Below are 15,587 nucleotides of genomic sequence, written 5' to 3' on the forward strand. Positions count from 1 at the left end.
AAGCAGTTGACATGATGAACGCGGGGTCGTAGGGTAGCCTGGACCATCCTATTGCGTTCGGGACGCAGTGACCTGAGTTCGAATCTCAGCGACCCCATTTAAAAAAGAGCAGTGAAAAATTCATTCAGTATTCGAGGAGAAGAATGCAGACGCAGGTTTATACCCGGTACGAACGGGCAAGGATCATTGGAGCAAGGGCTCTGCAGATATCAATGGGTGCTCCGTTACTTATCACCACGACACGGATCGATCCGCTGGAAATTGCGATCGAGGAATACAACAACAACACCATCCCCATTACGGTAAAGAGAAAGTAGGAGACAGGGAGTCATGACAGTCATTGAGGTAATCGAGCTGCGGACCATTCTCGACAGCCGGGGCAACCCGACGGTCGAGGCGGACGTGTACACGTCCAGCGGCCACGGCAGGTCGGCAGCCCCGAGCGGAGCCAGTACCGGTTCCCTCGAGGCCAAGGTCAGGCCCCCGCAGGAAGCCGTGGAAAATGCGATCCAGAACGTGCTTCCCGCGCTCATCGGCATGGATTCCTGCGACCAGGAGAGCTTCGACGAGCAGCTCCGGGACATCGACGGAACTGCCAACTTTGCGGAGATCGGCGCCAACATCTCTGTTGCCCTCTCGCTGGCAAATGCCAAGGCGGCAGCATCGTCGATGGGCATGCCGCTCTTCCGCTACCTTGGCGGTGCATTCGCGAAGGACATGCCGCTCCCGCTCGGGAACGTTATCGGCGGCGGGGCGCATGCAACGAATTCAACCGAGATCCAGGAGTTCCTCATCGTCCCCGGGGACGCAGCGGATGCAGAAGAGGCAGTCTTCGCGAATGCAGCCGTTCACCGCACGGTGAAGGATCTCTTAAAGAAGAAAGGAATTGCCGCCGGCAAGGGTGATGAGGGTGCATGGGCACCGCAGATCGACGATGCCCTCGCATTTGAGCTCATTGCCGAAGCGGCCGGAATAGTCGCCGACGAGATGAAAGTCTCGGTTGATATCGGTATCGATGTCGCGGCGAGCCAGATGTGGAACGGGAAGGAGTACCAGTACCACAAGACTGCCCGCTCGACTGAAGACCAGGTTGCCTATATCGCAGAACTCGTGGACAAGTACAACCTTGTCTATGTTGAAGATCCCCTCCATGAGGACGATTTTGACGCTTTTTCCGAACTCAACAGCCAGGTCGGCAACCGCTGCCTGGTCTGCGGTGACGATCTCTTCGTCACGCAGGTTGAGCGCATCGAGCAGGGCATCGAGTGCGATGCCGCAAACTGCGTTCTCATAAAACCCAACCAGGTGGGAACCCTCACCGACACCTTTGATGCGGTGCAACTGGCCCACACCCACGGGCTGGACACGGTGATGAGCCACCGGTCCGGTGAGACAACCGATACTACTATTGCACACCTTGCCACTGCATTCTCCTGTGTTTTCTTAAAATGCGGCATTGTTGGCGGGGAACGCATTGCAAAATTAAACGAACTGATACGCATTGAGGAACAGCTATGACCCAAGCAAATGAAATGGAAATTGAACTGAAAGAACCGCTCATCCCCGTCGAGGAGTACCTTGCAGCCGGTGTTCACATCGGCACCCAGCAGAAGAGCGAGGATATGAAGAAGTTCATCTACCGCGTCCGCGGCGATGGCCTTTACATCCTCGACATCCGCGAGACCGACGCCCGGATCAAGACCGCTGCCAAGTTCTTAACCCAGTACGAGGCACCCACCATCCTCGTCGTCACCTCCCGGCAGTACGGCCAGTACCCGGCCAAGAAATTCGCCGACACCATCGGCGCCATGTCCGCAACCGGCCGGTTCATCCCGGGCCTCCTGACAAACCCGGTTCTTGAAGCGTACATCGAGCCGCAGGTCATTGTCGTCACTGACCCCATCGGTGATGCACAGGTGATCAACGAGGCAGTCCAGTGCGGGATCCCGGTCCTTGCACTCTGCGACACCAACAACATGACGAAGTATGTCGACCTCGTCATCCCGACCAACAACAAGGGTCGCAAGGCGCTCTCGATGATCTACTTCCTCTTAACCCGCGAGATGCTCCGGCTCCGCGGTATCTCCACGGCACTCACCCCCGAGGACTTCGAGACCGAGTTTTAATCTCTTGGTCTTTACTTTTTTCTCACAACCGATATCTGGATATACGAGGAGCACCAGAGGGTTGATCCGATGAAGATGCGTTCATGCGCAGTGGCTGGCATGTTCTATCCGCGCGAGCCCTCCCACCTTGAACAGTTGCTCGGGAAGTTCTTCTCGGGCACCAGGCCGGTGGCAGGGAACCCGCTCGGCATCGTCTCACCCCATGCCGGGTATATCTACTCCGGGCAGGTTGCCGCCCATGCATTCGCGGCCATCTCCCGGGACTTTGCAGGCACCTTTGTTGTCATCGGGCCATCGCACCGCGGGTACATCACCTGCGTCTCCGAGGTACCTTGGGAGACCCCGCTCGGTGTCGTGGATACGGATGCGGAGTTCGTCCGGGCCCTCGACATCGAGACCGACGAGGCCTCCCACCGGGACGAGCACTCGATCGAGGTCCAGGTACCGTTCATCAAGTATCGTTTCCCCCGGGCGCAGATTGCACCGGTGATGATGGGGGAACAGGATTACCCGGGTGCGATCCGGCTCGGCGAGAAGATCCTTGCCGCAGTACGGCAGACAAAGCGGGAGGTCAGGATCGTTGCATCCAGCGACTTCTCGCACTATGTGCCGGAGCAGAAGGCAAAGGACAATGACCTGTTCGCGATCGAACCGTTAAAGACCCTGGATACGAAGGAGTTCTACCGGCGGATTGCGGAGCGGCAGGTCACGGCCTGCGGGTACGGCCCGATCACCGCGATGGTGACGGCCTGTGCAGGTCTCGGGGCAAAGGCGGCAGAGCTGATCCGGTATGCAACGAGCGGGGAGACGACGGGCGATTATCGCGAGGTCGTAGGCTACGCCGGTATTGCGGTGATCTAGGTTGGCAACGTGGAGTGCACCGGGCAAGGTGTTTTTGTTCGGCGAGCATGCCGTGGTATACGGCAAGCCGGGCATAGCCATGGCTATCAAGCCCCGGGTGTTCGTCACGGTCCGGAACACGAAGCGGGCCACGCGGGCAAAGTCGCCCTATATCGACGGCTGCTTCGAGGCAATGGGTGTCGTCGGCAGTGTGTACATCAACTCGCAGATCCCCAGTTCGTCCGGTCTCGGGTCATCGGCAGCCGTAACCGTTGCCACGCTCTCGGCCATCAACGACGAGTTCGGGATGAACAAGACCCGCGAGGACATAGCCAACATGGCGTTCGAGATCGAGAAGACCGTGCAGAAGGGGCGGGCAAGCCCCACGGACACCACGGTCTCGACATACGGGGGAATCGTCCTGATCACCGGTGGATCGCGAAGACGCCTTCCCCCGCAGAACATGCACCTCGTGGTCGGCGACTCGATGGTCTCGCACAGCACTTCGAAGATGGTGGAGCAGGTATCCGAGCTCAAGAAGAAGCACCCGGAGATCGTGGACCCGGTGCTCGATGCCATCCAGGGCGTGAGCCTGGCTGCCATCCACCACCTCAACAACCCCCGCGAACTCGGGCGGTACATGAACATGAACAACTCGCTCCTCGAAGTCCTCGGTGTCGGGCACCCGCAGCTGGCCCGGCTCATCCTGGCCTCTCGTTCGGCAGGGGCGTTCGGGGCGAAGATCACGGGAGCCGGCGGGGGCGGGAGTATGATCGCCCTCTGCCCCAAGCAGCTCAAGCACCGGGTGGCCAAGGCGATCGAGTCGTGCGACGGGCGTGCGATCGTCACCGGTATCGATACGGAAGGCGTGAGAAAGGAGAAGAATGTCTGATTGGGTAATTTTAAAACTCGGCGGGAGCATACTTACTGATAAGAGCGCCGACTGCGCAATCAACCGGGAGAGCCTTGACACCATTGCCGCGGCAGTTGCGGGGGCAGGGACGGACGGGATCATTATCGTCCACGGTGCCGGTTCCTGCGGGCATCCCGAGGCAAAACGCTACCACCTTGACGTGGGAGCAGAATCCGGGAAGACCGATGGGATCTATGTCACGCACCGTGCCGTCAGCGGGCTCAACGATGCGGTTGTCACCGCCCTCCGCGAAAAGGGTGTTGCGGCGATCGGCGTCCACCCGCTCCATGTCGGGGTTGCCGACAATGGCAGGCTCGTTGCGTTCGAGAGCCGGCACCTTGAACAGATGCTTCGTCTGGGAATGGTCCCCGTGATCCACGGCGACGTGGTGATGGACCTCTCACGGGGTGCCTGTATCGTATCGGGCGACCAGCTCGTGCGATACGTCGCGGCAGCTCTTAAGATCCGCCGCGTAGGGCTCGCCACCGATGTACCGGGAGTGCTGGATGAAGGGCGCGTGGTGCCGGTGATCACCCGGCGCATGCTTGAGTCCCTCCATATCGGCGACTCGAAACATACCGATGTAACCGGTGGAATGAGAGGGAAGATTGATGAACTGCTCGGCCTCGCGGATGCGGGGATCGGGTCGGATATATTCCATGTCTCGCGGGTAGCGGACTTCCTGGCAGGAGCCGCCCACGGCGGGACACGGGTACGAGGGGAAGAAGAATAATGGGAGACAAGGTACGGTTCACGTCCTCGCGGAAGCTCGATCACCTGCGGATCTGCGCAGAGGAAGACGTCGAGTGCGGGGACGCCGGGTTTGGCGATATCAGGTTCGTGCACAATGCCCTGCCGGAGTGCGACATGAACAAGATCGACCTGTCGGCCCGGTTCCTTGGCCGCACCGTCTCCTCTCCCCTCTTCATATCCGCGATGACCGGGGGTCATCCCGGGACAAAGGACGTGAACGCCCGGCTCGCCCGTGCTGCCGAGCAGTACGGGATCGGCATGGGCGTCGGCTCGCAAAGGGCCGCCCTGGAGAATGAAAACCTCGCGGACACGTTTGCCATTGTCCGCGACGAGGCGCCGCACGCGTTCCTCGTTGCCAACATCGGCGTTGTCCAGCTCCGCGACCATGGCATCGAGTGGGCGGAGAAGGCAGTCGGGATGATCGGGGCAGATGCCCTGGCAGTCCACTTAAACTTCCTGCAGGAAGCGATCCAGCCGGAAGGCGACCACAACGCGGCGGGATGCTTTGCAGCCATCGAGGAGCTCTGCCGTGACTTCAAGACCCCGGTCATCGTCAAGGAGACCGGGTGCGGGATATCGGCAGCCACGGCAAAGAAATGCTGGGGCGTGGGTGTCCGTGCCATCGATATCGGCGGCTGGGGCGGGACGTCCTGGGCCGCGGTCGAGAGCGTGAGGGCAGAGAAGAGCGACAGCGAGAAGGAACGGGCACTCGGGATACTCGGGCAGGATCTCTCCGGCTGGGGCATCCCCACCGTGGTCAGCCTCGCCGAGGTGCTTGCAACCGGCAGCCCGGTCATCGCCTCCGGCGGTGTCCGGAGCGGTCTTGACATTGCCAAGGGTCTTGCGTTTGGCGCAGACCTCTGCGGCATGGCGCTCCCGCTCTTAAAACCAGCCATGGAGAGCGACGAGGCACTTGCCCGGACGATCGAGGCGATCCACCGGGAACTGACCGTTGCCATGTTCCTGACCGGGTCGGCGAAGGTTACCGATCTCAGGAAGGCACCCTTCCTCCTCACGGGCCGCACGCGCCAGATGATCGGGAAGGACGATGCAGCACGGGTCCGGCGATAAACGAACAACAGACCAAACGGGAATTTTTAGCAGAAGTCCCGTACCAACACAGGAGATACACCATGGATATTGAAATTATTGCAGTGGGCGGATATGATGAGGTCGGGCGGAATATGACCGCGGTCCGCTGCGGAAAGGAAATTGTCATCTTTGATATGGGGCTCCGCCTGGACCAGATCATGGTCCACGAGGACGCGGAGCTGGAGAGCATGAACTCCCTTGACCTGATCAAGATCAAGGCGATACCGGACGATACCGTGATGAACGGGATGGAAGGTGCCGTAAAAGCCATTGTCTGCTCGCACGGGCACCTTGACCACATCGGGGCGATCCCGAAGCTGGCGCACCGGTACAATGCACCGATCATCGCCACTCCCTATACCACGGAACTGATCCGCCAGGAGATTGCGGGTGAGCAGAAGTCCGCTGTGAACAACAAGCTCTTCGCGCTCAAGGCGGGGCAGCGGTACACGCTCTCGCAGAACCTCATCTTAGAGTTTGTCCGCATCCAGCACTCCATCATCGACGTGGTGATCCCGGTGCTCCACACCCCGCACGGCGCTATCGTCTATGCACTGGACTTCAAGCTGGACCGGACCCCGGTCATCGGGGAGCCCCCGGACTTTGCCCGCCTCCGGCAGATCGGCAAGGAGGGTGTGCTTGCCCTGATCGTGGAGAGCACGAACATCGACCGCCGCGGACGGTGCCCGAGCGAGCGGATCGCACGGGACCTGGTCAGGGACACGATCACCAGCTTCGAGGATGACAAGAATACGCTCATTGTCTCGACCTTCTCGTCCCACATTGCCCGGATCAAGACGATCGCGGAATGCGCCCACGAGATCGGGAGGAAACCCGTCCTGCTCGGCCGGTCCATGGAGAAGTATTCCGTTACCGCCGAACAGATGAAGCTCGTCTCGTTCCCCGAAACCACGAGCGTGTTCGGGAACCGGCGGACAGTCGACCGCACCCTGCGCCGGATGATGAAGGACGGGAAAGACAAGTTCCTGCCGATCGTCACCGGACACCAGGGCGAGCCGGGCTCGATCCTCACCCGCATGGCAACCGGGGACACCCCGTACCAGTTCGGGGAGGGTGACAAGGTCATCTTCTCGGCGAACGTGATCCCGAACCCGATGAACTCCGGCCAGCGGTACCTGATAGAAGCCCGGCTGGGCTTATCCGGTGTCCGTATCTTCGAGGACCTGCACGTGAGCGGCCACGCGTACCGGGAGGATCACTATGAACTGATCCACCTTCTCACCCCCGAGCACGTGATACCCGCCCACGGGAGCATGAAGATGACCGCCGGCTACATCCAGTTTGCCACCGAACTGGGATACGCGCCCCACTCAACCGTCCACCTCCTGGGGAACGGCCAGCGGGTCAGGATCAATTAAGAGGTATATCCATGTCAGAACTTTCACCGTATCTGAAATCCGTCGCACAGCAGATCGATCGCATGATCGACCGCGATTATGTCAAGAAGGCTGGTGAACTGAACAAGGCGTCCGCCCACCTCCTTACCGCAGGAGGCAAGCGCCTTCGCCCCGCTGTCGTCATGCTTGCGGCAGATGCGGTGAAACAGGGCAGCTCGCGCGAGCTCATGCAGGCTGCCCTCGCCCTTGAAGTGACTCACACCTTCACGCTGATCCATGACGACATCATGGACGACGATTGCCTGCGCCGCGGCGTGCCGACCGTGCACACGAAGTGGGACATGCCCACCGGCATCCTTGCCGGCGATGTGCTGTACTCCCGTGCCTTCGAGCACATCAGCAGCGTTACGGCAAAGGACGATGCAAAGGTCCGTGCCATCAAGATGCTTGCCAAAGCGTGTGCCGATATCTGCGAAGGCCAGCACATGGACATGTCCTTCGAGCACCGCACCGACGTGACGGAAGCCGAGTACATGGAGATGGTGCGGATGAAGACCGGTGTCCTCTATGCAGCGGCAGCCGGGATCGGTGCCACGCTTGCCGGAGGCACGGAAGCACAGGTGAATGCTCTCTATACCTTCGGCCAGAATACCGGTATCGCGTTCCAGATCCAGGACGATCTCATTGACCTCCTTACGCCCTCCGAGAAGAGCGGGAAGGACCAGGCCTCGGATCTCCGCGAGGGCAAGCAGACCATCATCATGATCAAGGCACGCGAGAAGGGCCTTGACCTGCTGAAATACAAGCGGGATCTCAGTAAAGCCGATATTGCAGCAGCGATCCGCGAACTGACGGATTCCGGTGTGCTCGCGGACGTGAAGAAGATCGCAACCGATCTCGTTGCCGACAGCAACAAGCACCTCTCGATCCTCCCCCCCTCAAAGGAACGCCAGCTCTTGATGGATGTCGGCGAATTCTTCGTTACCCGGAGCCACTAGCATGGCAGGGGACGATCCAAAAGAGATCATCTTTTTGTGCGCACTCCAGAATGCCGTGAAGCACGGCGGAGTGCCGCAGGCAGGGGCTATTATGGGCATGGTGATGGGTGCCCACCCGGAGCTCCGGAACAAAGCCAAGGAGGTCTCCGCGATTGCAAAGGACGCGATCGCTGACGTTGCAAAACTCTCCCCAGAGGAGCGGGTCGCAATGCTCCAGGCAAAAGCACCGGAGATGATCACCGCCATGGCGGAGAAGCACGAGAAGAAGACCGGGCTTCCCCATCTTGAGGGATCGGAGAATGGCGTCGTGATGCGGTTTGCCCCGAACCCCTCGGGACCACTCCATATCGGTCACGCCCGTGCGTCCGCCCTCAACGATGCCTACGTGAAACAGTGTGGCGGGCGATACATCCTCAGGATCGAGGACACCGACCCGAAACGGGTGGACCCCGAGGCCTACGCGACCGTGCAGGAAGATATCCGGTGGCTCGGCCTTGGGATCACCGAGGTCGTCGCCCAGAGCGAGCGGCTCCCGATCTACTATGATCTCTGCAAACAGCTGATCGAGAAGGGCGGGGCGTACGTCTGCACCTGCGACAACGAGCTTTTCAAGGAGCTCAAAGATCACAAGACCGCCTGTCCCTGCCGCGACCAGCCGGTGGCAAAGAGCCTTGAGCTCTGGCAGAAAATGCTCGACCACGGGTTCAAGGAAGGCGAGGCATCGGTCCGGATCAGGACCGACCTCAACAACCCTGACCCGGCCATGCGGGACTTCCCCGCGTTCCGGATCCTCGATACCCCTCCGCACCCGAAGGTGAAGGCGCACGTGTACCCGCTGATGAACTTCTCGGTGGTGGCCGACGACCACCTGCTCGGCGTCACGCACGTGATCCGGGGCAAGGACCATATCGCGAACACCCGACGGCAGCGCTTCATCTACGATCACTTCGGCTGGAAGGTGCCGGTGTACCGGCACTATGGCCGGATGGGGATCGAGGGCGTTGTCCTCTCCACGTCCCAGATGCGGGCCGGGATCAACGCTGGCACCTATACCGGCTGGGACGATATCCACCTCGGCACCCTCCGGGCCCTGGCCCGCCGGGGGATCCAGCCCGAGGCCGTGAAGAACGCGATGATCGCGATCGGTATCGGCGACGTGGACATCTCCTTCTCGTGGGACAACCTGTACGCGGAGAACAAGAAGCTCGTTGACCCGACCGCGAACCGGTACTTCTTCGTGCCGGAGCCGGTTGAAGCAAAGATCGAGGGAGCACCCGCTCATACCGCCCACGCCCTGCTCCACCCGGGCGATGCGACCCGCGGGTCACGCACGCTGGAGTTCACCGGTTCTGTCCTCATCCCGAAGGCCGAGCTCGTGCCCGGCACCGCGATGCTCCGGCTCAAGGATCTCTTCAATGTGAAGATTGCATGGAATGGCGACACCCCCTCCTTCTCCTACGGGGGGGCGTCGCTCGCGGATGCCCGGGCAGCGAAAGCCCACATTGTCCAGTGGCTCCCGGCGCAGGCAACCGTGCCCTGCACGCTCCTCACGCAGGAGGGTATTATGTCCGGTGCCTGCGAACCTGCTGTACGTTCAGAACTCGGGAAGGTTGTCCAGTTCGAGCGGGTTGCGTTCGTGAAGATCGATGCGGTTGGTGCAGATGGGGTACGGGCGTATTTTACGCATAAGTGAAGGGTAGCCCGGGTCGCGGATTATTTTTTTTAAAAGGAAACTCAAAATAATAACTTTGAACTTTGTATTTTTGTATCAGCGTCTAGAAGAGCGCATATTCACAGAAAATTATCAAAAACCATTCTATCATCTCAAATGAACAAGGTATTCATATATAATTTATATTTCAATCAATAAAGTATGTTTATGGGTCAACTTTGGGAAAAGCATAAAGAAATTATCATTACGGAGTCTTTGAACATATTTATAGTAATTTTTGGGCTTGTCTTTCTTTATATAGGTTTAATCCCGGGTTCGCAAGTAATTCTATTATTCCCGAAAAATCCTTCAATCCCCCAAATAGTTGGAGTTATTACGGGTGTCGGTATAACTTCAATATTTTTTGGTATCGGTAACATATACACGTACTATAAAGATTATGAAAATGGTCGCGATACCAAAAATATCCAAAATTTACTTGTTGAAATAAAAAAGACTGTTGAATCACTTCAAGGCTCATTTTTTCCATGTAAAAGAAATTTTTCAGATGAAGTAACAGAGATCCCAAAAAAAGACAAAATTAAAAAAATTAAATTGGAATTAGAATTTGAAATGGCATACCTCAAAGCAATTGGTGTTTCGTTGACTTTTATAACTGTGATAATTGGATTTTTAGGTATTAGCTATGGGAAAGAAATTTTAGATATTTCTGTTTATGGTTTTCCAAATATTTCAATCGGTTTAATACTCCTTGGTCTGCTTGCAATTTGCTTTATTTTGTTATTATCCAAGTTACTTAGCGAATATCATTCTAAAATGGCGGAAATTTCGCGAATTTACAATAGTTAAAAAATAGAGAAGTGGTTATAAAATTCCAATCAATCTTTTTGTCAGATGTCATGACAAAATGATACTCAACGCAATGGACTCATGTCAACTATTTTTCAGATCGTAGCATTAACCGTAAGGCAACATGAATATTTTTCAGCGGTTTTTGACTGTGACTTTTTAGGTTATCGCTTTTTTGAATAGGTAACGCATGTATTGAGTAGATTACAAGATGGGGGCTGATGCCCCCATACCCTCAGATGCGATGAACGCCGCCGCCCCCGAAGGGACGCCCCCGCGGCGGTTCAGGAACCGGTTACCTCCGTAAACCGATTTGCCCGGCGAGGCCCCGACGAGGCAGCCGAGCGACCCCCGCAGGGGTGGGGTTGCTCATTTTAGAAATCAATTTAGCAACCATACGTCGCTCTATTTGTCAGCCCCCGCCCCTTTCCGTGAAATTTCCACGGCTTCAGATCAATTGTGAAAACCGGTTTGCGGGATTGTGAGGAGTAAGGGAGATGCGTTGCTGTCAGGCCGAGAGCGGCCCGTTGTTCGCACCGGGCGAGTGCATCGATATATCGGGTTGAGTTTTTATTGATGACTTGTGCGGTGCGATTGAGGCTGGAATTATTCTGATCAAAAACCCTATCCTCTTCTGGATGATACAGATTGGTACGGATGTTGAAATTAGCCAATCAGGTTATTGTGCTTGATCGCCTCAATATCAACGGTCGTCTTCATCGTCTTTCCCGAGAACTTCAAATCACCGTAGGACACGCTGAAGATCGACTCACCCTGTCAAACGATGAGTTCGGGCTTTTGGTTTCAGCACCAACCCTTGAGGAAGGTATTGCGGGGATCTCCAATGAGTTCTCAATGCTCTGGGAAGTATATGTTGCTGATAATCCGGAGAACCTTACAAGAGATGCACTACGGCTTCGTTCAAACCTTAAGTCTCTTGTTGCGGCCGGTGCTGGTTCTTGAGGAGCTGCGAAGACCCGCGATATCGCGGCTGCTCTCTTCAAAAAGGGATTTAAAGAGCGATCATCCTATCACCAGATCTTTTATCTCTGCATTGACGGGAAGATCTCCGGGGTTCACACGTTCCTGAGTCACGGAATGAAAGAGTACAACGCAGACCTGCTCGCAAAGATGAGGATCCAACTTCACCCGTCCGGAAAAGAATTAGACGATCTTATCCGCTGCCCGTTATCAGGTGAGGATTATGCGAAGTTGTTGGTCGAGCGTGGCGTTTTTTAAAAAATAATTGAAAAATGAATGGGATGGGCATTCCACTGTTTTGTGAGAAGTTCTGGTTTGATTTAAAAGTGTCATATCGGCCCCGTTCTTCGACGTAAAACGCCGAACCCCGCCAGAACCCCCCTGGCGCCCGCCGGGCCCTGGATCACCCCCCTCCACAACCCAAATCTCATCTCCCCACCCTATCCTCGATTAAAACAAGCTCTGAACAGGCCGGTTTTTTCGCTCACAAAACCTCCGGATAGGTAAACGGAGCCTAATGCGGGATTTTCCGTGGCACTCCCCGCAAAAACCCCCGAAACAGGTCGGTCGCTGAAAACCGGAAAGAGTGAAACGGGACTCATTACAGGCCCGGATGGGCCATTTTTACCGATCCGGGCAGGTGAGAGTACTGGCACTCTAAAAAAGAGGTAGTTATCCTCCCTTGTCAGAAGAGGCGGCAGATCCCCCCGGGTATAGTCCCGGCAGACTCGCCATATCCGGTATAGATGCCGGTACAAAAACCGGTACGGAATCCGGTAACGGAGCAGGAGCCGGAACCTTTGTGGAAGCCGCACTCTCTATGAGCATCGGCGTCCCATCCGCCCGGATCTCGATATCCCGTTTCATCCGTTCCATCTTGGTCAAACTATCGCGGGTCAAGGAGCGCCCTCCCCCAGACCCCGAAATCCCACTGCCTCATATCAAGTGTAAAACAGGTTTGCGGTATTGCATGACGTAAGGAATGCCAGGCAATTTCTGGATACGCTGCCAGCCAAAAACCTCCCGCATCCCACTCACATATATTTATTGAAGCCCCCTGCATATGGTAAATATAAGATCAGGCTATGAAATTCTCAATTTTAATTGAACAGGATGAAGACGGGCGGTATGTTGTGGAATGCACCGATCTGCCGGGATGCATGACTGAAGGCGACACTCTCAATGAAGCAATTGAAAATATCAATGAAGCAATTGTCGGTTGCATCAAGTCCCGGTTGAAGACAGCATCGGATAAGATCCATATCACGTCCCTGCCTTCCCGCATGAGTATCGATGTCGATACTTCCGGTATAAATTATGCCTAAACTTCCGCGTGCGGGCGGACAAAAGCACATCGCTGCATTCAAGCGGGCAGGATGGGTGGAGAACCACGTTGAGGGCAGCCACCATATCCTGATAAAAGCGGGAAGTCTGGTTCACCTGTCAGTCCCGGTTCATGCCGGACGTGATCTCGGTATTGGATTGTTGTGCAGGTTGATCGATAAAGCCGGTATGTCCCAGGAGGAATATTGCGCATATTTCTCCGGAGAAAAATAAGGGTACCAGTAGTGTGTGCCACCGTTAATGTCCATTTTTTGACTGAACGCTTTCGGCTCATCGTTGTTTTGCATGGATAATGCATGTATTGAGCAGGTTACAAAGACAGGGGCTGATGCCCCCAACCCCTGGATGCGATGAACGCCGCAGCACCTAAAAGGGACGCCCCCGCGGCGGTTCAGGGACTGGTTAACCTTTCCTCAAAAAAATATCAGCGGATGTTACCTGAATTTTCCTCATCGCCGATCTTATTGAGATCGACTACCATCTGGATAGTATCAGAATTCTGGGTTATTTTTATGAATCCACCATAGTTTTCGTAGAATCGGATGGCTCGTGGATCTTTTTTTGCATCTACCTTGACGAACCTGCAACCGATCTGCCCGGTCAATCTGAAAGCCATGGCAAAAACATGTTTCAGCATTTCACGTCCAATGCCCTGACTGCGCAGCCCATCTTTTGTTGCCATCCTGGCCAGAAGTAATGCCGGATATTCAGAAGTAATGCCGGATATTTATTGGGGGGATCTTCAATCTCAAGGGACATTTTTTTTACAGAGTCAGATGTGATACACCCCATAGACAAGGAGAAAAACCCGACAAGCACGGTACCTGAATGGACAAGATAGGTAGTACTGATCTTTTCCTGTTGCCGGATTTTTGCATCGTTCCTTAAAAAATCTTCAAGATCTTTGGAATCGGAACATACAAATGATGAAATGTCGGAATCTTCAGATAATTTTGAAAAAATGAGAGATGTAAGATCCATTGTCATTTCGTGGTTATGGCCATTCTTTTGAGAGCTGGCGGGCTTCCCGGAAGAGTGCCCGGCTCTCCGGGGTGAAGTGTTGCTTTGGGGCGTCGACGTATTTGTTGAATACCCGCGCTTCTTCACCCCGTAAGACAGTCTCTAATTCAATCTGTTTTGCCATCTCTTACCACCTTTTATATTTACGGTATTACTTGCTTTTCTATTATTAAGCTAACCTCCGTTACACTTCAAGGTACCTGATTATGAGGTCCGGCTAAACTGGCATCTCTTTCCAGATAGTGTCGCACTTTCCGCATTTCGTTCTAAATGTCAATGCCCGCCCTAACGCTAAAGCTCCACCGCCTCATATCAAGTGCAAAAACTGGTTTGCGGTATTGCATGACGTAAGGGGATTCATTGAATTAAGTACAAAGATAGGGGTTGATGCCCCCATACCCCTATGCGATGAACGCCGCAGCACCTAAAAGGGACGCCCTCGCGGCGGTTCAGGAACCGGTTACCTCCGTAAACCGATCAGCCCAGCGAGGCCCCGACGAGGCGGCCGAGCGACCCCTGCAGGGGTGGGCTTGCTCATTTTGGAAAAGCCATGCAATTTCTGGATACGCAGCCCGCTGTTTTTCCAGAGCCAGGTGTTGATCCCATGGCTGTATGAAAAAATTCAGCGGACGTTGACTGAAATTTTCTGCTCGAAAGAAAACATTTCGATATGCTAACGCTCCCGGGCTTACGTTGCACTCGTGGAGCGAGGGTCAGGCGGTGTACTTCCCGTGCGAACAAACCGACGTGATTCAGGTAAAGACTGTCGGAAATTTTCTCCCGGACCTGTTGGTCACGGGCGGTAAAATATCAAAGTACACCGCCCTACCCCCTCAAGCCCCTCCCATTTCCGAGCCGGATTCATGCAGTTTTACGGGGTAACTGAGGGGATTGTCCTGGCTCCGGTGGGAGCGGGGGTCGGGCGGTGTACAAACCTGGTGCATGACAGATGCCCTATCAAAAAGGGATTTCTCCAGAGCAAACTTTTCTTATCAGACCCTGTGTGAAAATGTCTCATCGCGATCCTGATCGCGTTTGAAAAAGACGTGAATGTATGTCAGCAGGAGCAGTCTCCCTGTACTTTTTTTAGTATCCCTGCCCTACGTGTATAGACATACATGGCAGGCGGTGAGATCGTGAACGGTGCAGAAGGTGGTAAAGAGTCCCGCGAGAAGCTCGTCTTCCACGGCCTCTGCGTGGATTTTCTCATCCTGGTCCCGGAGACGATTGCGGTCATCCTCTCCGGGTCTGCTGCCCTCCTGTCCGATGTCTTCAAATATGCAAATGAGGTCCTGGCCACCCTCTTTGCGCTCATGATCATACGGCGGATGAAAGCCGGCGGGAAGTTCACCTACGATTACGGCATGGGCAAGTTCGAGACCCTCACAAGAATCATCACCGGCAGCGTGATGGTTGTCTCCATCTGTATCCTTGTCCTCTTTACTATCCAGCGTCTCATGCATCCCGAGGACTTCGAGATGGTTGCCGCATATATCGGTATCCCGCTCATGCTCATCGCAAGCATTGCCGATTACCACCACTGGCATACCTACCAGAACCGTTCAAAAGAGGATCCTTCGCCGATCATGGAGTCGCAGTGGCGCCTGCGGAGGGCCAAGACCTTCTCCAATCTCCTCCTCC

17 protein-coding genes and 1 tRNA gene are annotated in these 15,587 nt (G+C 55.5%); 16 read left to right on the forward strand and 2 right to left on the reverse strand.

Features of this window, described 5'->3' with window-relative positions; translation table 11 throughout:
- Positions 1-22 precede the first annotated feature (22 nt).
- The 15 genes from LUQ43_RS13130 (at position 23) to LUQ43_RS13200 (ending at position 13,139) form a co-directional block, all read left to right on the forward strand.
- Positions 23-97 (forward strand) — tRNA-Pro (locus LUQ43_RS13130).
- 46 nt (positions 98-143) lie between these two features.
- Complete coding sequence (locus LUQ43_RS13135; protein WP_299968497.1) at positions 144-317, forward strand: DNA-directed RNA polymerase subunit K; 174 nt, start codon at positions 144-146, stop codon at positions 315-317.
- Between the two features lie 13 nt (positions 318-330).
- The gene (gene eno / locus LUQ43_RS13140; RefSeq protein ID WP_299968499.1) at positions 331-1,518 is read left to right on the forward strand and encodes a phosphopyruvate hydratase; all 1,188 of its coding nucleotides are present in this window, start codon (positions 331-333) and stop codon (positions 1,516-1,518) included.
- Positions 1,515-2,126: a 30S ribosomal protein S2 gene (rpsB, locus tag LUQ43_RS13145; RefSeq protein WP_299968501.1), complete on the forward strand. Its 612-nt coding sequence runs from the start codon at positions 1,515-1,517 to the stop codon at positions 2,124-2,126. The genes eno and rpsB overlap by 4 nt, the downstream gene beginning before the upstream one ends.
- A gap of 69 nt (positions 2,127-2,195) precedes the next feature.
- Positions 2,196-2,987, forward strand: a complete 792-nt coding sequence (amrB, locus tag LUQ43_RS13150; protein ID WP_299968503.1) for an AmmeMemoRadiSam system protein B — start codon at positions 2,196-2,198, stop codon at positions 2,985-2,987.
- A gap of 1 nt (position 2,988) precedes the next feature.
- Positions 2,989-3,858, forward strand: a complete 870-nt coding sequence (gene mvk, locus LUQ43_RS13155; protein WP_299968505.1) for a mevalonate kinase — start codon at positions 2,989-2,991, stop codon at positions 3,856-3,858.
- Positions 3,851-4,612 carry an isopentenyl phosphate kinase gene (locus tag LUQ43_RS13160; RefSeq protein ID WP_299968507.1) on the forward strand — a complete coding sequence of 254 codons (762 nt, stop codon included), beginning with the start codon at positions 3,851-3,853 and terminating at the stop codon, positions 4,610-4,612. The genes mvk and LUQ43_RS13160 overlap by 8 nt, the downstream gene beginning before the upstream one ends.
- On the forward strand, positions 4,612-5,703 hold the full coding sequence (fni, locus tag LUQ43_RS13165; protein ID WP_299968509.1) for a type 2 isopentenyl-diphosphate Delta-isomerase: 1,092 nt from the start codon (positions 4,612-4,614) through the stop codon (positions 5,701-5,703). Before LUQ43_RS13160 ends, fni begins: the two co-directional genes overlap by 1 nt.
- Positions 5,704-5,765: 62 nt before the next feature.
- Positions 5,766-7,103, forward strand: coding sequence for an RNase J family beta-CASP ribonuclease (locus LUQ43_RS13170; protein WP_299968511.1), 1,338 nt, complete (start codon positions 5,766-5,768; stop codon positions 7,101-7,103).
- Positions 7,104-7,114: 11 nt separating this feature from the next.
- Positions 7,115-8,080 (forward strand): polyprenyl synthetase family protein, encoded by a 966-nt coding sequence (locus tag LUQ43_RS13175; RefSeq protein ID WP_299968513.1) that lies wholly within the window; start codon positions 7,115-7,117, stop codon positions 8,078-8,080.
- 1 nt (position 8,081) lies between these two features.
- Complete coding sequence (locus tag LUQ43_RS13180; protein WP_299968515.1) at positions 8,082-9,773, forward strand: glutamate--tRNA ligase; 1,692 nt, start codon at positions 8,082-8,084, stop codon at positions 9,771-9,773.
- A 186-nt stretch (positions 9,774-9,959) separates the two neighbouring features.
- Positions 9,960-10,601 carry a hypothetical protein gene (locus LUQ43_RS13185; RefSeq protein ID WP_299968517.1) on the forward strand — a complete coding sequence of 214 codons (642 nt, stop codon included), beginning with the start codon at positions 9,960-9,962 and terminating at the stop codon, positions 10,599-10,601.
- Positions 10,602-11,699: 1,098 nt separating this feature from the next.
- Positions 11,700-11,840 carry a hypothetical protein gene (locus LUQ43_RS13190; RefSeq protein WP_299968519.1) on the forward strand — a complete coding sequence of 47 codons (141 nt, stop codon included), beginning with the start codon at positions 11,700-11,702 and terminating at the stop codon, positions 11,838-11,840.
- An 827-nt stretch (positions 11,841-12,667) separates the two neighbouring features.
- On the forward strand, positions 12,668-12,907 hold the full coding sequence (locus tag LUQ43_RS13195) for a type II toxin-antitoxin system HicB family antitoxin (protein WP_299968521.1): 240 nt from the start codon (positions 12,668-12,670) through the stop codon (positions 12,905-12,907).
- A complete protein-coding gene (locus LUQ43_RS13200) occupies positions 12,900-13,139 on the forward strand; it encodes a type II toxin-antitoxin system HicA family toxin (protein ID WP_299968523.1) in 240 nt (79 codons plus the stop codon). Before LUQ43_RS13195 ends, LUQ43_RS13200 begins: the two co-directional genes overlap by 8 nt.
- Before the next feature lie 211 nt (positions 13,140-13,350).
- Here LUQ43_RS13200 and LUQ43_RS13205 read toward each other — a convergent pair whose 3' ends face one another.
- Together LUQ43_RS13205 and LUQ43_RS13210 are read right to left on the reverse strand one after the other, a co-directional pair.
- On the reverse strand, positions 13,351-13,653 hold the full coding sequence (locus LUQ43_RS13205; RefSeq protein WP_363318529.1) for a GNAT family N-acetyltransferase: 303 nt from the start codon (positions 13,651-13,653) through the stop codon (positions 13,351-13,353).
- A gap of 267 nt (positions 13,654-13,920) precedes the next feature.
- Positions 13,921-14,070, reverse strand: a complete 150-nt coding sequence (locus LUQ43_RS13210) for a hypothetical protein (protein WP_299968525.1) — start codon at positions 14,068-14,070, stop codon at positions 13,921-13,923.
- 994 nt (positions 14,071-15,064) lie between these two features.
- On the opposite strand from LUQ43_RS13210, the gene LUQ43_RS13215 reads away from it, so the two are divergent.
- A partial coding sequence (locus tag LUQ43_RS13215) for a cation transporter (protein WP_299968527.1) occupies positions 15,065-15,587 on the forward strand: 523 nt, incomplete at its 3' end.

Origin of the sequence: Methanoregula sp. (assembly GCF_028679125.1) — an archaeon.
Classification (GTDB): Archaea; Halobacteriota; Methanomicrobia; order Methanomicrobiales; family Methanospirillaceae; genus Methanoregula.